21 protein-coding genes are annotated in these 20557 nt (G+C 61.8%); 12 read left to right on the top strand and 9 right to left on the bottom strand.

Annotated elements, in window-relative coordinates; genetic code table 11:
* The first annotated feature begins 113 nt into the window (after positions 1 to 113).
* On the top strand, positions 114 to 467 hold the full coding sequence (locus tag ABIE28_RS06630; protein ID WP_354061269.1) for a hypothetical protein: 354 nt from the start codon (positions 114 to 116) through the stop codon (positions 465 to 467).
* A gap of 87 nt (positions 468 to 554) precedes the next feature.
* Here ABIE28_RS06630 and ABIE28_RS06625 read toward each other — a convergent pair whose 3' ends face one another.
* Together ABIE28_RS06625 and folD are read right to left on the bottom strand one after the other, a co-directional pair.
* Positions 555 to 1097: a DUF1643 domain-containing protein gene (locus tag ABIE28_RS06625; protein WP_354061267.1), complete on the bottom strand. Its 543-nt coding sequence runs from the start codon at positions 1095 to 1097 to the stop codon at positions 555 to 557.
* Positions 1094 to 1996 (bottom strand): bifunctional methylenetetrahydrofolate dehydrogenase/methenyltetrahydrofolate cyclohydrolase FolD, encoded by a 903-nt coding sequence (folD, locus tag ABIE28_RS06620; protein ID WP_354061265.1) that lies wholly within the window; start codon positions 1994 to 1996, stop codon positions 1094 to 1096. The genes ABIE28_RS06625 and folD overlap by 4 nt, the downstream gene beginning before the upstream one ends.
* 88 nt (positions 1997 to 2084) lie before the next feature.
* Here folD and ABIE28_RS06615 point away from each other — a divergent pair, with 88 nt between their 5' ends.
* Together ABIE28_RS06615 and ABIE28_RS06610 are read left to right on the top strand one after the other, a co-directional pair.
* Positions 2085 to 2525 carry a DUF1801 domain-containing protein gene (locus ABIE28_RS06615; protein ID WP_354061263.1) on the top strand — a complete coding sequence of 147 codons (441 nt, stop codon included), beginning with the start codon at positions 2085 to 2087 and terminating at the stop codon, positions 2523 to 2525.
* 336 nt (positions 2526 to 2861) lie between these two features.
* Complete coding sequence (locus ABIE28_RS06610) at positions 2862 to 4337, top strand: AMP nucleosidase (RefSeq protein ID WP_354061261.1); 1476 nt, start codon at positions 2862 to 2864, stop codon at positions 4335 to 4337.
* Positions 4338 to 4608: 271 nt separating this feature from the next.
* Here the strand turns inward: ABIE28_RS06610 and aqpZ are convergent, their stop codons facing one another.
* Both aqpZ and eno read right to left on the bottom strand, forming a co-directional pair.
* Positions 4609 to 5328: an aquaporin Z gene (aqpZ, locus tag ABIE28_RS06605; protein ID WP_354061259.1), complete on the bottom strand. Its 720-nt coding sequence runs from the start codon at positions 5326 to 5328 to the stop codon at positions 4609 to 4611.
* Between the two features lie 123 nt (positions 5329 to 5451).
* Positions 5452 to 6729 carry a phosphopyruvate hydratase gene (eno, locus tag ABIE28_RS06600; protein WP_354061258.1) on the bottom strand — a complete coding sequence of 426 codons (1278 nt, stop codon included), beginning with the start codon at positions 6727 to 6729 and terminating at the stop codon, positions 5452 to 5454.
* Between the two features lie 188 nt (positions 6730 to 6917).
* On the opposite strand from eno, the gene ABIE28_RS06595 reads away from it, so the two are divergent.
* Together ABIE28_RS06595 and ABIE28_RS06590 are read left to right on the top strand one after the other, a co-directional pair.
* A complete protein-coding gene (locus ABIE28_RS06595) occupies positions 6918 to 7175 on the top strand; it encodes a VOC family protein (RefSeq protein WP_354061256.1) in 258 nt (85 codons plus the stop codon).
* Complete coding sequence (locus ABIE28_RS06590) at positions 7085 to 7348, top strand: VOC family protein (RefSeq protein ID WP_354061254.1); 264 nt, start codon at positions 7085 to 7087, stop codon at positions 7346 to 7348. Before ABIE28_RS06595 ends, ABIE28_RS06590 begins: the two co-directional genes overlap by 91 nt.
* Before the next feature lie 172 nt (positions 7349 to 7520).
* Here the strand turns inward: ABIE28_RS06590 and ABIE28_RS06585 are convergent, their stop codons facing one another.
* The 5 genes from ABIE28_RS06585 to tpiA all read right to left on the bottom strand — a co-directional run bounded on the left by ABIE28_RS06585 (position 7521) and on the right by tpiA (position 12585).
* Positions 7521 to 8810 (bottom strand): MFS transporter, encoded by a 1290-nt coding sequence (locus tag ABIE28_RS06585; protein WP_354061253.1) that lies wholly within the window; start codon positions 8808 to 8810, stop codon positions 7521 to 7523.
* A 140-nt stretch (positions 8811 to 8950) separates the two neighbouring features.
* A complete protein-coding gene (locus ABIE28_RS06580; RefSeq protein ID WP_354061252.1) occupies positions 8951 to 9127 on the bottom strand; it encodes a DUF4169 family protein in 177 nt (58 codons plus the stop codon).
* A gap of 342 nt (positions 9128 to 9469) precedes the next feature.
* The gene (gene pyrG, locus ABIE28_RS06575) at positions 9470 to 11098 is read right to left on the bottom strand and encodes a CTP synthase (RefSeq protein WP_354061250.1); all 1629 of its coding nucleotides are present in this window, start codon (positions 11096 to 11098) and stop codon (positions 9470 to 9472) included.
* A gap of 110 nt (positions 11099 to 11208) precedes the next feature.
* The gene (gene secG, locus ABIE28_RS06570; protein ID WP_354061248.1) at positions 11209 to 11718 is read right to left on the bottom strand and encodes a preprotein translocase subunit SecG; all 510 of its coding nucleotides are present in this window, start codon (positions 11716 to 11718) and stop codon (positions 11209 to 11211) included.
* A 111-nt stretch (positions 11719 to 11829) separates the two neighbouring features.
* Positions 11830 to 12585, bottom strand: a complete 756-nt coding sequence (gene tpiA / locus ABIE28_RS06565; protein ID WP_354061246.1) for a triose-phosphate isomerase — start codon at positions 12583 to 12585, stop codon at positions 11830 to 11832.
* A gap of 126 nt (positions 12586 to 12711) precedes the next feature.
* On the opposite strand from tpiA, the gene ABIE28_RS06560 reads away from it, so the two are divergent.
* The 7 genes from ABIE28_RS06560 (at position 12712) to ABIE28_RS06530 (ending at position 20465) form a co-directional block, all read left to right on the top strand.
* Complete coding sequence (locus ABIE28_RS06560; RefSeq protein WP_354061244.1) at positions 12712 to 14583, top strand: peptidylprolyl isomerase; 1872 nt, start codon at positions 12712 to 12714, stop codon at positions 14581 to 14583.
* Positions 14584 to 14622: 39 nt separating this feature from the next.
* A complete protein-coding gene (trpE, locus tag ABIE28_RS06555; protein ID WP_354061242.1) occupies positions 14623 to 16131 on the top strand; it encodes an anthranilate synthase component I in 1509 nt (502 codons plus the stop codon).
* A 228-nt stretch (positions 16132 to 16359) separates the two neighbouring features.
* Entirely contained in the window at positions 16360 to 16959 is a 600-nt protein-coding gene (locus tag ABIE28_RS06550; RefSeq protein WP_354061240.1) for an anthranilate synthase component II, read from the top strand.
* Positions 16960 to 16961: 2 nt separating this feature from the next.
* The gene (gene trpD / locus ABIE28_RS06545) at positions 16962 to 17981 is read left to right on the top strand and encodes an anthranilate phosphoribosyltransferase (protein ID WP_354061238.1); all 1020 of its coding nucleotides are present in this window, start codon (positions 16962 to 16964) and stop codon (positions 17979 to 17981) included.
* A complete protein-coding gene (gene trpC / locus ABIE28_RS06540; protein ID WP_354061237.1) occupies positions 17978 to 18790 on the top strand; it encodes an indole-3-glycerol phosphate synthase TrpC in 813 nt (270 codons plus the stop codon). Before trpD ends, trpC begins: the two co-directional genes overlap by 4 nt.
* The gene (moaC, locus tag ABIE28_RS06535; protein ID WP_354061236.1) at positions 18790 to 19266 is read left to right on the top strand and encodes a cyclic pyranopterin monophosphate synthase MoaC; all 477 of its coding nucleotides are present in this window, start codon (positions 18790 to 18792) and stop codon (positions 19264 to 19266) included. The genes trpC and moaC overlap by 1 nt, the downstream gene beginning before the upstream one ends.
* Complete coding sequence (locus tag ABIE28_RS06530) at positions 19263 to 20465, top strand: molybdopterin molybdotransferase MoeA (protein WP_354061234.1); 1203 nt, start codon at positions 19263 to 19265, stop codon at positions 20463 to 20465. The genes moaC and ABIE28_RS06530 overlap by 4 nt, the downstream gene beginning before the upstream one ends.
* Positions 20466 to 20557 lie beyond the last annotated feature (92 nt).

The raw sequence follows: 20557 nt of genomic DNA, 5'->3' as shown, positions 1-20557 counted from the left end.
ACCTAACCTCCCCCTGATAGGGGGAGGAATGTGGCTGGTGGGTATCACAAAACGTGCCTCAAACTCGATCAGTCCCTCCCCCTATCAGGGAGAGGTTAGGTGGGGGTATCCTCTTGAATAACCATCGCAAACTCGACCCAATCCCCGTCACATTGGTAACCGAGCCCAACCGCTTCACCGCGCTCGACGCCGATACAGCCCTGCTCCGCCTGCCCGCCAATTCCGGGCATGCCCACGAGGACGGCGCGCAATGCATCGCCTGCGCCATGCGCACCGACGTGCGGGCATTGTTGTTCGACATGCTCGAAGGCGCCAAACAGGGCCTACGGCCCGCGTTCAAAAAGGTGGTGGTGGATGCCAGTGCCGTGCCGGATGTTTCGGTGGTAATTGCGGCATTGACGGGCAAACTCCCAGCGCAGGCTCTACGGGATCATACGGTGGCGCGGTCGTTCTATCTGGTGGGGTGAGCTCCATCTAAAAATTAGTAGGATGGGGCACGCCCTCGTGGTTCGAGGCTCGTAAGTACTCGCACCACGAGGGCGTGGTACCTACCTCTAAAACCGCACCAGCGGCGTATCGGCCCTCAAATACAGCGGATGCTTGGGGGAACCATCGGCATTTTTCCCAAAGCACCACAGATCAATCCCATCGGCCCGGAGGGCCTCGACCAGCGCCTTGCCGGCGGGGGCTAGGGCTTTGTTGAGCTTGCCGTGGCAGAGGATGACGACATCAGCGTCTGCCGCCGCAGCGCGGATGGTGGGGAGGTTTTCGTCAGATACCGCAACCACGCCGGGCGCCAGCAGCATCTTGGGGTCTGTCGCCCGATAATCCCCGACATTGGCCTTTGCCATGGCTGAAAATCCCTCGCGGTTGGCGAAGGTCCATTCGCGGGCGCAGGTGGGATCGTTGACCGTCGCGTCGGCGGTGCTGGGGTTCATGCCGATGAACAACACGTAACGCGCAGGGAACGCGTCGCCGGTCCAGCGGCGCATCAGCTGGCGGTATTTGCCATCGGCGCTAAACCGCGCGTCGCCATTGACGCCCGGCATCAGAGCCAGCCGAACCTTGCCGCCGGGGTCGTGCGCGGCAGAACTCATGCGGTCAGATCGCTCGGCGGCACGAGGCCATTGATTAGCGAGGCGGTGGTAACCGTGTTGGCCAGGAGGCACGCAATGGTCATCGGGCCAACGCCGCCGGGCACCGGAGTGATGGCGGCAGCAACTTCGGCGGCTTCCTTATAGGCTACGTCGCCGACAAGGCGCGTCTTGCCGTCGCCCCGCTCGGGCGCATCGATACGGTTGATGCCGACATCGATGACAGTGGCGCCCGGCTTGATCCAGTCGCCCCTGATCATCTCCGGACGACCGACGGCGGCCACCACGATGTCGGCGCCACGCACGACTTCGGCGAGGTTTCTGGTCTTGGAATGGGCGACGGTCACCGTGCAGTTCTCGCGCAGCAGCAATTGCATCATCGGCTTGCCAACCAGATTGGAGCGCCCGATGATGACGGCATTGAGCCCGGCCAGCGAACCGAGTTCGTCGCGCAGCAGCATGAGGCAGCCAAGTGGCGTGCAGGACACCGGACCCGGAAGGCCGATCTGGACCTTGCCGACATTGGCGGGCGTGAAGCAATCGACGTCCTTGGCCGGATCGATCGCCTCGATCACCTTGATGGGGTCGATGTGTTTGGGAACGGGCAGCTGAACGAGAATGCCGTGGACGTTCTTATCCTCATTGAGGCGCTTTACCAGCGCCAGCAATTCCGTCTCGCTGGTGTTTTCGGCCAGCTCGTGCTTGAACGAGGCCATGCCCACTTCGGCGGTCTGTTTCGCCTTGTTGGTGACATAGACCTGGCTCGCAGGATCGTGCCCGACGATGACGACCGCCAGACCCGGCGTGATGCCATGCTCGGCCTTGAGGCGCGCCACATGGCCCGCGATGCGACCGCGGAGGCCCTCGGCAAACGCTTTGCCGTCAATGATCTTTGCAGTCATGGGAACCTCCATATGGTGAGAATGGCGCAGCAATAGAAAACGGCGGGCGGTTCGTCTACCGTTGTCGAAAAGGAAAGCGGCGCGAGCGATGGCTTACGAGCAAAAGAACAAGCCCAATACCGGCGATGTGGATGCGTTTCTGGCACAGCTGCCGGACGCAGCTAAGCGCGAGGACAGCTACCGGCTGATCGCGCTTCTGCAGGAGGTATCGGGCGAGCCACCCGTCTTGTGGGGCGCGGGAATTGGCTTTGGGCAGTATCATTACAAGTATGCCAGCGGGCATGAGGGCGACGCGGCGCTGATCGGCTTTGCGCCGCGCAAGGCGGAGTTCAGCATCTATCTGATGGGCACTTACTCGCCCGAAGAAATCGCGCGGCGGGATGGGCTGCTGGGAAAGCTGGGCAAGCACCGCATGGGTAAGGCGTGCCTTTATGTGAAGCGGTTGAGCGACATCGACATGGCTGTGTTGCGGGAGCTGGCCGAGATTTCGGTTTCCACGATGCGTTCGGCCTATCCTGCGGCAAAATAAAAGGGCTGCAACGACATCTCTGTCCTTGCAGCCCTGGGGAAAATCGGCCGACCGCGCTGTTGAGGGCTTGGGGGACAAGCAGCCAGCCAGAAATTCCTCGCTCACCGGTTTTGCATGGGTCGCTTGCCGTGCCAGTGAACTCCCATCAAGATGGTGCGTAAATGCGGCAAGAAAAGTGCTCATCACTCGGATGTGAAATCTTTGCCGGATTGACCGCACAGTTGCTGGCAAGCCCAGAAACTGTCATTTGAAATGGCTACAAACGCTGCCGGATATGCGGTGCGATTCAGCCCGTTAGGCAGGCCTGATCCGGGGCCTGCGAGATGAAAGAGCTCCATGACGACGATCAGCCCCCCACCCACCGAAAAACAATCCTTCACCGATCCCGAGAAGGCGTGGGAATATCTGGCCGAGCTCTATCACCGCAATACCGAGTTCATCCGCAGCCATCTCGCCGCGCTCGCCAAGGGCAGCATTCCCGATGGCCGCGTGCGGGCCTGCTATCCGCAGGTCGAAGTGCGCTCCACCAGCTATAGCCGGTCGGAAAGCACCCTGCCCTATGGGTTCCTGCATACGCCTGGCCTCTACCGCACCACGGTGACGGCGCCGGACCTGTTCCGGACCTATTTCCAGGAGCAGTTCACGGTCATCCTGAAAAACCACGGCGGCACGATCGACATCGGCGAGTCCGACACTCCGATCCCGCTGCACTTTGCCGTGCCGGCCAATGAACGCATCGACGGCGATGCGCTGAACGCGCTCAACATTCCGCTGCGCGACGTGTTCGACGCGCCGGACCTGGGCAATACCGACGACGAAATCGCCAATGGCACCTTTGTGCCGCCCCGCGGCGGGCCCTACCCGCTGGCAGCATTCACCGCGCCGCGCGTCGATTATTCGCTGTTCCGGCTCAGCCACTACACCGGCACAGATGCGAGCCACTTCCAGAACTTCGTGATCTTCACGAATTACGCGTTCTACATCGACGAGTTCTGCCGCATCGCCAAGCAGTACATGGCCGATGGCCATTCGCACTATCAGAGCTTCATCGAGCCCGGCAATGTGGTGACCGACAACGCCCTGCGCGGCGGTACTGTGGCGGGCACTGCGCCCGTACGTGCGCCGCAGATGCCGGCCTACCACCTGACAGCGGATCGCGGTCGCGGCATCACAATGGTCAATATCGGCGTCGGTCCATCCAACGCCAAGACCATCACAGACCACATCGCCGTGCTGCGCCCGCATGCCTGGATCATGCTCGGCCACTGCGCCGGCCTGCGCAACAGCCAGGAACTGGGCGACTACGTGCTGGCCCACGCTTATGTGCGCGAAGACCACGTGCTCGACGCCGATCTTCCCCTATCAGTGCCAATTCCAGCGCTGGCCGAAGTGCAGGTGGCGCTCGAACAGGCGGTGCATGAAATCACCGAAACCGAAGGCATCGAAACCAAAAAGATCATGCGCACGGGCACGGTCGCGACCTTCGACAACCGCAATTGGGAACTGCGCGACCAGGCCGAAATCACCCAGCGCCTGAGCCAGTCCCGCGCCGTGGCACTGGACATGGAATCGGCGACGATTGCGGCCAACGGCTTCCGGTTCCGCGTGCCCTACGGGACGCTGTTGTGCGTATCCGACAAGCCGCTGCATGGCGAACTGAAACTGCCGGGCATGGCGTCGGATTTCTACCGGACGCAGGTTAATCGGCATCTGCAGATCGGCCTGCGGGCGATGGAGATATTGCGGGACCAGCCAGCAGAACGGCTGCATTCCCGGAAACTGCGTAGCTTTGCCGAGACGGCGTTCCAGTAGGGTTATTTGCCGGGATACCCCCACCCCGCCTCCCCCTGATAGGAGGAGGAGTCTGGCTGGTGCATACGACGAAATATGGTGCCACGCCCACGTGGTTCGAGGCTCGTGAAGAACTCGCACCTCACCATGAGGGCTACTTCTAGCGCGTTACTTCAGCAGCCCTCATGGTGAGGTGGGAGCGTAGCGACCCTCGAACCACGAGGGCGTGGCAATGAAAAAAGCCCGGCATCGCTGCCGGGCTTCTTCATTTCGATTTGCGGTTTCTAGCAGATCACGCGTGCTGTGCTGCTGCAGCGGTTGCGGCTTCGTTGCGGGTGAGCAGGCCCTTGTAGAGGACGGCACCGATGGCGGCGCCGACCAGTGGGGCGGCAATGAAGAGCCAGACTTGGCCAAGAGCGCCGTTCTGGGCGAAAATGGCCGCGGCGATCGAGCGGGCCGGGTTGACCGAGGTGTTGGTGACCGGGATCGAGATCAAGTGGATCAGGGTCAGCGACAGGCCGATGGCGATCGGTGCAAAGCCCGCAGGTACGCGGCTGGACGTTGCGCCGAGGATGACGATGATGAAGAACGCCGTCAGCACGACTTCGGCCACCAGAGCGGCGAACAGGCCATAGCCACCGGGCGACAGTGCATCATAGCCGTTGGAGGCAAAGCCGCCAGCAACGAACCCGACCTTGCCCGAAGCGATAAGATAGAGCACGGCAGCGCCCAGGATGCCGCCGACGAGCTGCGCGCCCCAATATGGCAGCAGGTTTTTGTATTCAAACTTGCCGGCAACGGCGAGGCCGAGCGACACGGCCGGGTTGAAGTGACCGCCGGAAATGCCGCCAACGGCATAGGCCATGGTCAAGACTGTCAGGCCGAACGCGAATGCTACGCCAAGGTAGCCGATACCGACGTCAGGGACGCCGGCTGCAAGTACAGCGGCGCCGCACCCGCCGAAAACCAACCAAAACGTGCCGAATGCTTCTGCAGATAGTTTTTGGAACATTGTGAGCCCTCCTCATGATTCCCATGAGAAGCTTACGCACAATTTGGATTTCGGTAATCAACAAAAAGAAGCGGGCCTGAGCGATGTATTCGCCCCGGCACGCCTCAGAAATTTATTGTTGTATCAGCGGCCCTTAACGACCGAGTAGCCGGCATACTTGGCCGATTCACCGAGCTGTTCTTCGATGCGGATCAGCTGGTTGTACTTGGCAATCCGGTCCGAACGCGACAGCGAGCCGGTTTTGATCTGGCCGCAATTGAGCGCGACCGCGAGATCGGAAATGGTAGTGTCTTCGGTTTCGCCCGAACGATGCGACATCACCGAGGTGTAACCGGCGCGGTGCGCGGTATCGACGGCGTTGAGGGTTTCGCTGAGCGAGCCAATCTGGTTGACCTTGACGAGGATCGAGTTTGCGACGCCCATCTTGATGCCCGAAACGAGGCGCTGGGTGTTGGTGACGAACAGATCGTCGCCCACCAGCTGAACCTTCTTGCCGATCGCGTCGGTCAGGGCCTTCCAGCCATCCCAATCGTCTTCCGCCATACCATCTTCGATGGTGATGATCGGGTAGCGGTTTGCGAGGTCTTCAAGGAAGCGCACGTTTTCTTCGGACGACAGCGACTTGCCTTCGCCGACCATCTCGTAGCGACCATTCTTGTAGTATTCGGTCGAAGCGCAATCGAGGCCGAGATAGACGTCCTCGCCGGGACGGTAGCCGGCCTTTTCGATCGAGCGCATGATGAAGCCGAGCGCTTCATCGGCCGAGCCGAGGTTTGGCGCAAAGCCGCCCTCGTCGCCCACATTGGTGTTGTGGCCTTCAGCCGACAGACCCTTTTTGAGGGTGTGGAAGATTTCCGAACCGATGCGCACGGCGTCGGCCAGATTTTCGGCGCCGACGGGCAGGATCATGAATTCCTGCATATCAATCGGGTTATCGGCATGCTCGCCGCCATTGATGATGTTCATCATCGGCACGGGCAGAACGTGGGCGTTTGGTCCGCCGATATAGCGGTAGAATGGCAGTTCGCTCGACTCGGCAGCGGCCTTGGCGACAGCCAGCGACACGCCGAGAATAGCATTGGCGCCAAGGCGCGACTTGTTTGGCGTGCCATCGAGGTCGATCATCGCCTTGTCGACGGCGAGCTGATCGAGCGCGTCCATGCCCTGGATTTCGTCAAAAATGGCGGTGTTGACGTTCTCGACGGCCTGGGTGACGCCCTTGCCGGAATACTTCTTGCCGCCATCGCGCAGCTCGACGGCTTCGTGCGCGCCGGTGGATGCGCCCGATGGAACGGCGGCGCGGCCGAAGCTGCCATCGTCCAGTACGACATCGACTTCGACGGTGGGATTACCGCGGCTGTCATAGATCTGACGGCCATTGACGAGGATGATTGAAGACATCGAATAATCCCTTCCCGGATGGGTTCTATCGTTTTCCAGCCTTCTCCTAGACGTGGGGCGTGACAAGTAAAAGAGGGCCACGGAAAAAAACCGCGATTGTCGCTCCGACAGGTCGATTTTAGGCAGCGCGGCGGCAGATTTAGCCGCAGACTGGCCGCAGGAACATCAGATTCCCCCGGAGGAGGCCCATGACCAAACCATTCATCAAGCAGCTTGCCCATGTCTGCATCTTTTCGCGCGATCTCGAAAAGTCGGAGGCGTTCTATCGCGACGGGTTCGGCTTTGAGACAGCCTTCATTTCGAGCGCAAGGCCGACAAGATCGGGTTTTACCTCGACCTTGGTGGCCGTACCTTTGTGGAAGTGTTCAGCAAGGACAGCGCGCGCTACGACGAGACCAACCAGATCAACCATTTCTGTTTTGAGACGGACGATCTGGATGGGCTGATCTTGCATCTGCGGGCGCAGGGCATCAGCGTGACGGACAAGAAACGCGGGGCGGACAATACCTGGCAGTCGTGGACGGCTGACCCGGACGGGGTGAAGCTGGAGATTTTCCAGTACACCGACGAGAGCATGCAGTTTGGGCCACGCGGCGCTGTGTGTGAGGTGGATTGGTAAGGGGACGCTAGGAAGCCCCATCAGACCTCACCCTGAGCTTGTCGAAGGGCGAGGTCGTGGCACGATGGCGGCAACGACCTCGTGGTTCGACAGGCTCACCATGAGGTCTACTGGGGACTTGCGGGTGAGCCTGAGGTTCAGAGGGCCCACCTTGCGGTGAGCCCGTACTATCTTACTCCGACGTCTGGCGGATCAGGCCGAAGGCGACGAGCGTCACCAAGGCTGCCAGGATCATGTAGAAACCGACGGTGTGGAGGCCATAAGTGCCGGCCAGATAGGTCGCCACATAGGGGGCCAGCGACGCGCCGAAGATGCCGCCGAGGTTGAAGGTGAGCGAAGCGCCGGTGTAACGCACGGCGGTGGGGAATGGCGCGGCGAGTGCAGTGCCCAGCGGACCATAGGTCATGCCCATCAACGCAAAGCCGATGCAGAGGAAACCCAAAACGCCCACGACATTGCCCGAACCGAACAGCGGGCCAAGCAGCAGGCCGAAGATGGCGATGCTGATGGAAACGCCGACCATGACGCGGCGCATGCCGAAGCGGTCAGCCAGTACGGCCGAAATCGGGATGAACAGGCCGAAGAAGCAGACGCCAACCATTTGCAGGATCAGGAACTCTTCGCGCGAATAGCCCAGGGCATTGGTGCCCCAGCTAAGCGAAAACACCGTCATGATGTAGAACAAAACGAAGGTGGCGAGCGCGGCCATGGTGCCGAGCAGCAGGCTCAGCTTGTGGTCCTTGAACACGGTGACGAATGGCACTTCAACGCGTTCGGCCTTTTCGACGGCCTTGGCGAATTCGGGCGTTTCGCTGATCTTGAGGCGGATAAACAGGCCAAAGATCACCAGCAGCGCGCTGGCGAGGAACGGAATGCGCCAGCCCCACGACATGAAGGCCTCATCGCCCATGAAATGGGCGAGCACGAGGAAGATCGTGGTAGCGAAGAAAAAGCCAACCGGTGCGCCGAGCTGCGGGAACATGCCGTACCAGGCGCGCTTGCCCTCAGGAGCGTTTTCGGTGGCGAGCAGCACGGCGCCGCCCCATTCACCGCCCAGACCAAGCCCCTGCCCCAAACGGCACAGCGCCAGCAGCAGCGGCGCCCAGACGCCGATCTGCGCATAGGTTGGCAGCACGCCGATCAGGACCGTGGATATGCCCATGGTCAGGAGCGCCGCGACGAGGGTCGCCTTGCGGCCGATCTTGTCGCCGAAATGGCCAAAGAACGCCGCACCGATCGGGCGGGCAAAGAAGGCAATGGCGAAGGTCGCCAGCGACTGCAGCAGCGCCGAAGCCTCATCGCCTGCCGGGAAGAACAGGTGCGGGAATACGATCACCGCAGCGGTGGCGTAGATGTAGAAATCAAAAAATTCGATGGTGGTGCCGATCATGCTCGCGGCGAGAACGCGGCGAGCCGAATTGCCTGAAGCAGGCACCGGATTGGTGGCAGTAGCGGTGGTCATTAGAAGTCCGGGGTGAAGATCAGATGGGTGTCACCGGGACGCGCCTCCACCCCTAGAAAACTCGCGCCGTCGATTAACAAGTACCGCAGCCGTAACGCAGAGTACGCCCCGCGACAACCCGGAAAGCGGGAAAAACCCGATCAATCCTCGCGTTTGTGACCGTCGATGACCTTTTCGGCGAGGGTTTTCTCGGCCTCTTGCTTCAGCTTCTCGGCCTTGGTCCGCCCAAACAGCACACGATTCTGCGCCGCCTGCGTTTCCTTTTCGGCGCGGGCCTTCTGTTTGCGGACGGTGCGGAGATTGATGATGTCAGCCATGGGGGGATTGTAGCAGATGCTCGGGGGCTGACGGAAGATCGGGTGGAGCGAGGGGGCTCGGTTGGATTGGCTTCCTACCACTTCCCACTTTGCTGCCCTCGGGCTTGACCCGAGGGTCGCTCTCCCCAAGCCCATACTTGGTGGCTCTCCCACAGGCCCTCGGGTCAAGCCCGAGGGTAGCGCGGTGGGCGGGCCGAGAGTGCGCGAGATGAACACGCTCGGCTCACGACCGGGGTGACGCGGTGGATGGGTGTAGCGGCGGCGCAAATGCGATCAGCTATCCGGGTCACTTAGACAAAACGCCCGCAGCTTTTGGCTGCGGGCGCTTGTGATTTGATCCGATCAGACCAGTCGGCTCTGATCCATTGCGGCAGCGATGAAGCTGGCGAACAAAGGGTGGGGCTCGAAGGGCTTGGATTTCAGTTCGGGGTGGAACTGCACGCCGATGAACCATGGATGGTCGGTGCGCTCCACGATTTCGGGCAGCTTGCCATCGGGCGAGACGCCGGAGAACAGCAGGCCGTTCTTTTCGAGCAGCTTGCGGTAATCCATGTTCACCTCATAGCGGTGACGATGGCGCTCGGTGATGCGCGTGCTGCCATAGATGTCCGCAACGCGGCTACCGCGGGTCAGCTGGGCGGGATAGGCGCCGAGGCGCAGCGTGCCGCCAAGATCGGTGCCGGTCGAACGGCTCTCGGTCTCGTTGCCCTTGACCCACTCGGTCATCATGCCGACGACTGGCTCCTTGGTCGGGCCAAACTCGGTCGAGGACGCGTTCTTGATGCCTGCCGTGTTACGGGCTGCTTCAACGCAGGCCATCTGCATGCCAAAGCAAATGCCGAAATAGGGCACATCCTTGACGCGGGCAAAGCGGGCCGCTTCGATCTTGCCGGCCGAACCGCGCTCACCAAAGCCGCCGGGCACCAGAATGCCATGCACGTGCTCAAGATATGGCGCAGGATCGTCGCGCTCGAACACTTCCGAGTCGATCCACTGCAGGTTGACCTTGACCTTGTTGGCGATGCCGCCATGGGCCAGTGCTTCGCTGAGCGACTTGTAGGCATCCTTGAGGCCCGTGTACTTGCCGACGATGGCAATGTTCACTTCGCCTTCTGGATTGTGGAGGCGCGCCGAGACATTTTCCCACGCCGACAGATCAGGCGCTGGTGCGTCCTTGATACCGAAGGAGGCCAGGATTTCAGTGTCGAGACCTTCCTTGTGGTAGGCCAGCGGCACGTCATAGATCGAGGAAACGTCGAGACCCTGGATAACGGCGCTTTCACGCACGTTACAGAACAAGGAAAGCTTCTTCTTTTCGCCTTCGGGGATCGGACGATCGCAGCGGACCAGCAGCACGTCTGGTGCGATACCGATCGAGCGCAGTTCCTTGACGGAGTGCTGGGTCGGCTTGGTCTTGAGTTCGCCAGCCGAGGAAATGTAGGGCATCAGGGTCAGATGCAGGTAGCAGGCATCGCCGCGTGGCAGATCGTTGCCAAGCTGGCGGATGGCTTCGAAGAACGGCAGGCCTTCGATATCGCCAACAGTGCCGCCGATTTCGACCAGCACGAAGTCGAACTCGTCATTGCCTTCGAGCACGAAATTCTTGATCGCGTCGGTGACGTGCGGAATGACCTGCACGGTCGCGCCGAGATAGTCGCCCTTACGCTCGCGCGCCAGAATGTCAGAATAGATCCGGCCAGCGGTGATGTTGTCCCGCTTGTTGGCGGCACGACCGGTGAAGCGCTCATAGTGACCGAGATCGAGATCGGTCTCTGCGCCGTCATCGGTGACGAAAACCTCGCCGTGCTGGGTGGGCGACATCGTGCCCGGATCAATGTTGAGATAGGGGTCGAGTTTCCTCAGGCGGACCTTGTAGCCGCGCGCTTGCAGGACTGCGCCGAGCGCTGCCGATGCAAGACCTTTACCCAATGAGGAGACCACGCCTCCGGTGATGAATACGTACCGAGCCATGGGCGTTCACCTTAATCACATCAGCGCCGATTCGTAGAGCGCGCAACACGCTCTACACAAAAAGAAGAAGGGGATGTTTCCATCCCCCTCTTTGGTTCGCCTTACGGCGGTTAGTTCGAGGCCGGAGCGGCCGGCGTTTCCGGAGCGTCGGGGACCGGAAGGTCGCCCGATGCGTCGGGAGTTGCTGGCGCTGCGGGAGCAGACGTCGTGGACGGAACCACATCCTGCGTCACGGGATCGCTACCAGCTGGGGCAACAGGATCGCTCGTGGGAACAGGAAGATCAGACGGTGCGCCGCCACCCTGAAGGGAGTTGAGCGCATCGAGCACGCTGGTCGGCGCCGCGCCGTCCTGGGACGCTGCAGCACGTTCGAGAATACCCGAAGTGCCACGATCCAGTTCGGACAGGATCGTCAAACCGATTGCTGTCGCGAAGAACAGCGTCGCGAGAATCGCAGTGGTGCGCGTGAGCAGGTTGGCAGAGCCGCGTGCGGTCATGATACCGCCGCCACCGCCGCCGCCGCCAATACCCAGAGCGCCGCCCTCAGAGCGCTGCAGCAGGATAACTGCAATCAGCGCCAGGACGATCAGCAAATAGGCCACAATCAGGACGTTAGCCATCGTGTCTCAGTCTATTAGTCGAGCAAAAGATGCGGCGTCTTACACGCCCCGCGCGCCAAATGCCAGAGGCGGAGCGGAAATTCCGACCTGCCGTCTGGCACAAGCGCAGCACTAGACTGCGGAGATAATGGTGTAGAAGTCCTTTGCCAAGAGGCTGGCGCCGCCAACCAGCCCACCATTGACGTTATCCACGGCCAGAATTTCCCGCGCATTCTGGGGCTTGAGCGAACCACCGTACAAAATACGCACCGAGGCGCCCTTGTCGGCGAAACGCTGCACCAGTTTGTCGCGGATCGAATTGTGCATTTCGGCAATATCGTCATTGCTCGGCGTGCGACCCGTGCCAATGGCCCAGATCGGCTCATAGGCGACGATGATTTCGTGCAGTTCGGCCGCGTCGGGAATCGATCCGGCCAGTTGGGCCGCGACCACATCGAGCGCCTGCCCGCTATCGCGCTGGGCTTCGGTTTCACCGACACAGATGATTGGCTTGAGCCCTGCCCCGATGGCGGCTTCGGCCTTGGCGCGCACGTCCGCATCTGATTCACCGTGCGCTTCGCGGCGCTCGGAGTGACCGACGATCACATATTGGGCACCGGCATCGACCAGCATGCTGGCGGAGATATCGCCGGTATGGGCGCCCGACGGCGCGGCATGGCAATCCTGCCCGCCGGCAAGGATACCGGCACTGGCGCCCTGGCGGGCAATGGCGGCAAGAATGGTGGCTGGCGGGCAAATAACGACCACGGCGCGCGGTGCTTCCCCTGTGGTGAGCATGCCTGCCAGAGCCGTCAACTCATCCAAAGACCCCCTCAGGCCGTTCATTTTCCAGTTTCCTGCGATCAGCGGCGTGATTGTGGTTGTCACTCTTTAGCTCCTGCTACCTCTTGCACCGGGGCCAGCTTTGCCCTAACCCGGCTTGTAAAAATGGATTACTAGTGCGCTCCCGCAGTCGCGGTAAAGCCTGGTGTTGCCCAAATTGGAACGTCTTAGATGCTCGATAGTTTGCGTGCTTTTGCAAAATCCTGGCCCGGCAAGATCCTTGGCGGCTTTCTGCTGGTAGGCGTGGCCGGTTTCGGCATCAACAACGTTATCACGGATCTTGGCACCAATACGATTGCTCGTGTGGGCGATCAGGAGATCAACTCGCGGCAGTTCCTGCGGGCCTATCAGAACCAGCTCAATCAGGTCGCCCAGCAGATCGGTTCGCTGCCGACCGCCGAGCAGGCCATGAGCTTTGGCATCCCCGGCATGGTGCTGCAGAGCATGGCCCAGGACGCAGCGCTGACGCAGATGGCCAACGGCTTTGGCATGGGCGTGTCGGAAGACAAGCTCAGCGAGATGCTGCGCGAAGATCCATCGTTCCAGAACGCAGTGGGCACCTTCAATCCAGCCTCGTTCAAGCAGGTTCTGGCCAATAGCGGTCTGACCGAAGCCGAGTATTTCGAACAGCAGGGCAATGCGGCCAAGCGCCAGCAGCTGATCCTGAGCCTGTTTGGCGATACCAAGCTGCCCGAAACCGCATCGGCCTTGATCAATCGCTATGTCGCCGATCAGCGTTCAATCGACTATTTCGTGCTCGGCGAAACCAATATCGAAACGCCAGCCGCGCCGACCGAGGCTGAACTGGCTGCCTACCTGACCCAGCATCAGTCCGAATTCCGCACCGTCGAAACCCGCAATGTGCAGCTGCTGCGCCTGTCGGCTGCCGACCTTGCCGCGACCAAGACCATTGCTGATGCCGACGTTGCCGCCGAATACGAGCGCACCAAGGCCAGCCTGACCCGTCCAGAGCGCCGCACCATCCAGCAGGTCGTACTTAACGCCGATCAGGTCACCGCGTTTGAAGCCGGCCTCACCGCCGGAACGCCCTTCGCAACGCTGGTGAGCACTGCCGGCCTGACGCCAACCGACATTGGCACCCTGGCCCAGAGCGAAATCACCGACACCAATCTCGCCAATGCCGCTTTCGGCCTGCCCAATGACGGCTTTGCCGTGATCGACGGCGTGGCCGGCAAGCGTGCCGTGCACGTCTCGGCCATCGAGGCCGGTGGCGCACCAACGCTGGACGAAGCCCGCGAAGACATCGCGCACAACCTCGCGCTGGCGCAGGCCCGCAATGAACTGGCCGACATTCAGGACCAGATCGAAGAACTGCGCGCCGCTTTCCGTCCGCTCACCGAAATCGCCGAACGGTTCAACCTCGACCTCTATGAAGCCGACGTGACCTCGACCGGCGCTGAACTCAGCGTTCTGCCCGATCTGGCGCAGGAAGACCGCCCACGCATCACCCAGGCCATCTTTGCTGCCCAGCAGGGCGCGCTGACGGCCGCCATTCCACTCGCTGGCAATGCCAATGTGTGGTTTGACCTGACCGCCATCGAGCCTGCCCGTGATGAAACGCTGGACGAAGTGCGTGATCGCGTGACGACTGCACTGACGGCAGAACGCACCAACAATGCGATCCTTGCTGCACAGGCCGCGGCTGTGACCCGTCTCGACAATGGCGAAGCCGTTGCTGACGTCGCAGCCTCCTACAACGTGTTCCCGCAGATTAGCCCAGCCTTCACTCGCTTTGGCGCTGAAGACGGCACCATCGACGCCGCTGTCGCATCGGCCGTGTTTGCCGGTGACGACAAGCATCACGGTTCGGTCGTCAGCCAGGATGGCGAGTTCATCGTGTTTCAGGTTGTCGATCTGACGGCTGCGACCGGCCCGCTCGAAGCCCCGGCAAATGCCAGCCTTGAAAACGAAGCCCGCGTTGGCATGTATGGCGACTTCGTCACCGCGATCAGCACCGAAGCTGGTCTGCGCGTCAACCAGCAGGCGCTGACACAGGCGCTGCAGCTCAATACCGGCCTGTAACCACAGGCCGGACCACCCCGGAAACTGGACACCACACCAATGGGCGACGACCTCTTTCAGCGCTTCTCCGAGCAATACAATGCTGGAAAGTCGCAGATCGTGTGGCGTCGCATCGTGGCGGATCTCGAAACCCCGATCGGCACCTATCTCAAGCTGGCGCAGGGCCGGAAGAACACCTTCCTGCTCGAGTCAGTGCAAGATGGGACGACGCGCGGTCGCTATTCGATCATCGGTAGCCAGCCGGACCTGATCCTCAAGGTCGATGCCGGTCAGGCGTCGATCAATCGGTCCGCGCAGGTCGACGACACCAGTTTCGAGCCCCTGCCCGACCTGCCGCTCGACGCGCTGCGCAATCTTGTGGCCGAAAGCGCCATCGAGGTCCCCGAAGGCCTGCCGCCGCAATCGGCCGGCGTCTATGGCTTTTTGGGCTATGAGATGGTCCGCTATATGGAAGTGCTGCCCAACAGCAATCCAGACGACCTCAAGACACCTGAATCGGTGCTGATCCGGCCATCGCTGCTGGCTATTTTCGACACGGTCAAGGACGAGCTTTATCTCACCGCGCCCGTCCATGTGCGGGCTGGAGTGTCCGCTCGTCAGGCCTATGAAGCCGCCGAAGGCCGGATCGACGACGCCATCGCCCGGCTGAGCCAGGCCCTGCCGACGACGCCTGCTTTGCCCGATCTTGAATCCATCGCGGTCAAGAGCAACACCAGCCGCGACGAATATTTCGCGATGGTCGCCAAGGCCAAGGACTACATCACCGCCGGTGACATTTTCCAGGTCGTGCTGAGCCAGCGGTTCGAGGCCGAGTTCAATCTGCCCCCGACCGCGCTGTATCGCGCGCTGCGCCGGACCAATCCCAGCCCCTATATGTATTTTCTCGATTTCGGCGACTTCGCGGTCGCGGGCTCAAGCCCGGAAATCCTGGTGCGTGTGCAGAATGGCGAAGTGACCATCCGCCCCATCGCCGGTACCCGCAAGCGCGGTTCGACGCCAACCCGTGATGCCGAACTGGCTGCCGAACTGTTGGCCGATCCAAAGGAGCTGGCCGAGCATCTGATGCTGCTCGATCTGGGCCGCAACGATGTCGGTCGCGTCGCCAAGACCGGTACGGTCAAGGTGACCGACAAGTTCTTCCTCGAATACTATTCACACGTCATGCACATCGTCTCGAACGTCGTCGGCGTGCTCGATCCGAAGTATGATTTCGTCGATGCGCTGTCGGCTGGCTTCCCGGCGGGCACCGTGTCGGGCGCCCCGAAGGTGCGGGCCATGGAAATCATCGACGAACTCGAAAAGTCGCGTCGCGGCATCTATGGCGGCTGCGTCGGCTATTTCGGCGCCGACGGCACCATGGACACCTGCATCGTGCTGCGCACCGGCATCATCAAGGACGGCAAGCTTTACGTGCAGTCCGGCGCAGGCATCGTCGCTGACAGCCAGCCCGACCTCGAGCAGATGGAATGCGAAAACAAAGCCCGCGCCCTGTTCAGCGCCGCCGAGGAAGCGCTACGCTATGCCGGCGAGGCGAGGATCGGGCAATGAGCGTAAATTTGGATAGCCCAAGCCTTTCCACTGCCGTCATTGCCCGGCTCGTCCGGGCAATCCAAGAGGTGCTGCCAGTAGGCATGGACCACCGGGACAAGCCCGGTGGTGACGATGGGGATAGTTTTGGGCCGCAACATCGATGGCGGGGCTGCTTCTGAAACCGGGGGTGCCGCTTGTGCGGGAATGACCCGGTGGTTGGAAAGAGACTGCTGAGGAGCGAGCCAAATGACCAAGACTCTCGTCATCGATAACTACGATAGCTTTACCTACAATCTCGTCCATTTCCTGGGCGAACTCGGCGCCGACATCACGGTCGTGCGTAACGACAAGATTACGCTTGATGAAATCGCCGCCATGGCGCCCGAAGCCATTCTGCTGTCGCCCGGGCCGGCGACGCCCAACGAAGCCGGCATTTGCCTGGCGCTGATCGACCGGTTTTCGGCAACCACGCCGATCCTTGGCGTATGCCTCGGCCATCAGGCTATCGGCCAGGCCATGGGCGGCGATGTGATCCGTGCGCCGCACCTGGTGCATGGAAAAACGTCGAAGATCCACCACACCGGCCAGGGCCTGTTCCGTGGGCTGAACAACGATTTCGAAGCGACGCGTTACCACTCGCTGATCGTCAAGCAAGACACCCTGCCCGACGTGCTCGAAGTGACTGCGACGACCGATGACGGCCTGATCATGGGCATGCAGCACAAGACCCTGCCCGTGCATGGCGTGCAGTTCCACCCCGAGAGCATCGCCTCGGAAAACGGCCATGCCCTGTTGCAGAACTTCTTGAACATTGCCCGCGACTTCAACCAGAAGAAGGCCGCGTAACAATGGATATCAAGGCAGCACTGCACAAGATTGCCGACCGCAAGGACCTGACCGGCGAAGAGATGCGCAGCGTCATGCGCATCATCATGTCGGGCGACGCGACACCCAGCCAGATCGGCGCGTTCCTGATGGGCATGCGCATCAAGGGCGAAAGCGTCGGCGAAATCGCTGCGGCGGTCTCGATCCTGCGCGAGCAGATGGTCAAGGTCGACGCCCCCGAAAACGCCGTCGACATTGTCGGCACCGGCGGTGACGGCGGCGGCACACTCAATATTTCGACGGCCAGCGCCATCGTGGTCGCGGCATCCGGCGTTCCGGTGGCCAAGCATGGCAACCGCGCTTTGTCGTCCAAGTCCGGTTCGTCGCAGGCGCTCGAAGCGCTGGGCGTCAAGCTGGACCTCACGCCCGAAGAAATTTCGCGCTGCATCACCGAAGCTGGCATCGGCTTCATGTTCGCGCCAAGCCACCACCCGGCCATGCGCCATGTGGGCCCTGCCCGAGCCGAAATGGGCGTGCGCACGATGTTCAACCTGCTCGGTCCGCAATCGAACCCAGCCGGCGTGCGCCGCTACATGCTCGGCGTTTATGCCGAGGAATGGGTTGAACCGGTTGCTGCGGCACTGCTCGCCAATCGCGCCATCAAGGCCTGGGTCGTGCATGGCAGCGATGGTCTGGACGAAATCACCGTCACCGGCCCCAGCTTTGTCGCCCAGATTGCCAATGGCGACCTGCGCAGCTTTGAAGTGACCCCGGAATCGGCAGGCCTCAAGCGCTATGACGCAAAGGACCTGCTCGGCGCCGATCCAGACTATAATGCCCAAGCCATCCATGCTTTGTTCGATGGCGCCCCCGGCGCCTATCGCGATGTCGTGCTGCTCAATGCAGGCGCGGCGCTGATTGTGGCTGACAAGGTTGCAGACCTGCGCGAAGGCGCAGAGGCGGCGGCCAGCATCGTCGACAGTGGCAAGGCCAAAGAAACACTCGCCCGCCTCGTGGCGGTATCGAACGGACGAGATAAATGACCGATATTCTCCAGCAGATCGAAGCCTATAAACGCGAAGAAATCGCGGCAGCAAAAGCCATGCGCCCATGGGCCGAAGTGGTTGCCGAGGCGCATGACCAGCCCGCGCCACGCGGCTTCATCAAAGCCATCAAGGCCAAGCGTGCCAAGGGCGAATATGCCCTGATCGCCGAAGTCAAAAAGGCCAGCCCCTCCAGGGGCCTGATCCGCCCCGATTTCAACCCGGCCGAAATCGCCCGCGCCTATGAGGCCGCAGGCGCCGCCTGCCTGTCGGTTTTGACCGACCGCCCCAGCTTTCAGGGCTCGCCGAGCTATCTGATCGAGGCCCGTGCGGCGACGCAGCTGCCCGTGCTGCGCAAGGACTTCCTGTTCGAAACCTATCAGGTCGCCGAAGCCCGCGCCTGGGGCGCCGACTGCATCCTCGTGATCCTGGCCGCCGTCGACGACGAAACCGCCCGCTACCTGCTCGACGCAGCCGAAGAATGGGGTATGGACGCGCTGGTAGAAGTACACGACCAGCTTGAGCTCGACCGCGCCCTGGCGCTTGAAGCCACGTTCATCGGCGTCAACAACCGCAACCTGCGCACCTTCGAGACCAGCATCGAAACCTCGATCAACCTCGCGGTCGGCGTGCCCAAGGGCACTCTGCTGGTCAGCGAAAGCGGCATTCTCAACCACGAGCATGTGCTCAAGCTCGACCGAGAAGCGGGCATCGGCACCTTCCTCGTCGGCGAAAGCCTGATGCGGCAGGACGACGTGGTGGCCGCCACGCGCACACTGCTGACTGGCTCGCCGCAGACCGCCGCCTGATGACCAACAGGCTCACCCACCTCAACGACCGCGGCGAAGCCCATATCGTCGATATCGGCGACAAGGCCGTTACCAAACGTCGGGCCGTGGCGCAGGCGCGCATCACTGCGGAGGCCGCCACGGTCAGCGCCATCATGGGCGGTGGGCTCAAAAAGGGCGACGCGCTTGCCGTCGCCCGCATTGCCGGCATCATGGCCGCCAAAAAAACCAGCGACCTGATCCCGCTCTGCCACCCCATTCCGCTGACCAAGGTGAGCGTCGATATCGAGGCCGATGGCGCCACAGCGATCACCATTCACGCGACGGCCGAAACCACCGGACAGACCGGCGTCGAAATGGAAGCGCTGGTCGCCGCCTCGACAGCTGCACTGACGCTCTATGACATGGCCAAGGCGATCGACCGCGCCATGACCATCACCGATATCTGCCTGCTGGAAAAATCCGGCGGCAAATCCGGCGACTTTGCCCGACCATGAGCCTGCTGCCCGTCGAAGACGCCATCGCGGCAATCCTGAAGCGCGTGCCCGCCCCCGTCGCCGAGACGGTATCGCTGGCCGATGCGACCGGCCGTGTGCTGCTCGAACCCATTGTCGCGACCCACAACCAGCCGCCGTTCAATTCGAGCGCCATGGACGGCTACGCCGTGCGCGCAGAGGACATCGTGCCCGGTCATCGCCTGCCTGTGGTTGGCACCTCGCAGGCCGGCGCAAGCTACGCCAAAACGCTGATGCCCGGCGAAGCGATCCGCATCTTCACCGGCGCCCCGGTGCCCGAGGGCGCCGATACTGTCATCATGCAGGAAGAGGCGCAGGCCAGCGATGGCTTTGTCTCCTTCACCACCGAAGCACGCCGTGGCCACAGCGTGCGCGCACTAGGCAATGACTTTGCCGTGGGCCAGCAGGTGGTCGACGCCCATGTCCGCCTCGCACCGATGCAACTGGCGGTCGCCGCCGCCGCCAATGCCGCAACGCTGCAGGTGGCCAGGCGCCCGCGCATCGCGCTACTGGCCACCGGCGACGAACTGGTGCTGCCTGGCTCCGAGCTTGGCCCCGACCAGATCGTCGCCTCCAACAGCTTTGGCCTGCGCCCCGAACTGCTGCCCTATGCCGAGACCGTCACCGACTACGGCATCGCCCGCGATGATCGGCAGGAACTGCGGGACAAGCTAACCGAGATATTCGCAGCCGAACCGGATGTGTTGATCACTACTGGCGGCGCCAGTGTTGGCGATCACGATATCGTCCAGGAAATCCTGGTCGACCTTGGCGTGACGCTCGATTTCTGGCGCATCAACATGCGGCCCGGCAAACCACTAATGTTTGGCACTCGTGGCAAGACGCTGGTGTTCGGCCTGCCCGGCAATCCGGTCTCGGCCATGGTCACATCCATGGTATTCATCCGCCCCGCTTTGCGCGCCTTCCTCGGCTTTCCTGAGCCCGCGCTGTGGAGCCTGCCGCTGGCTGGTCCCACGCCGCCCAACACCGCCCGCCGCCACTTCATGCGCGCCCATCTAATCCAGACGCCGACCGGCCCGCAGCTGCAGCCGATCGCGCAGACCGATAGCGGCCATACTTCGTCGCTGGCGCAGGCCGATATGCTGATCATTCAGCCAGAATTTGACCCTGGGCAGTCGCCCGGAACCATTGTCCGGGCCATCCCGCTCGACGGGTTCTGACGGACAACTCGCTGCCAAAAGCAGAAATTTGCTGGGCATATTGCAGAACATAACTGGAACGCGTATGGTCGTTCTGCCTATGTTCCGATTCC

The sequence above is a fragment of the Devosia sp. 2618 genome (assembly GCF_040546815.1).
Classification (GTDB): domain Bacteria; phylum Pseudomonadota; class Alphaproteobacteria; order Rhizobiales; family Devosiaceae; genus Devosia.
This window is presented reverse-complemented; position numbering and strand designations above follow the sequence as displayed.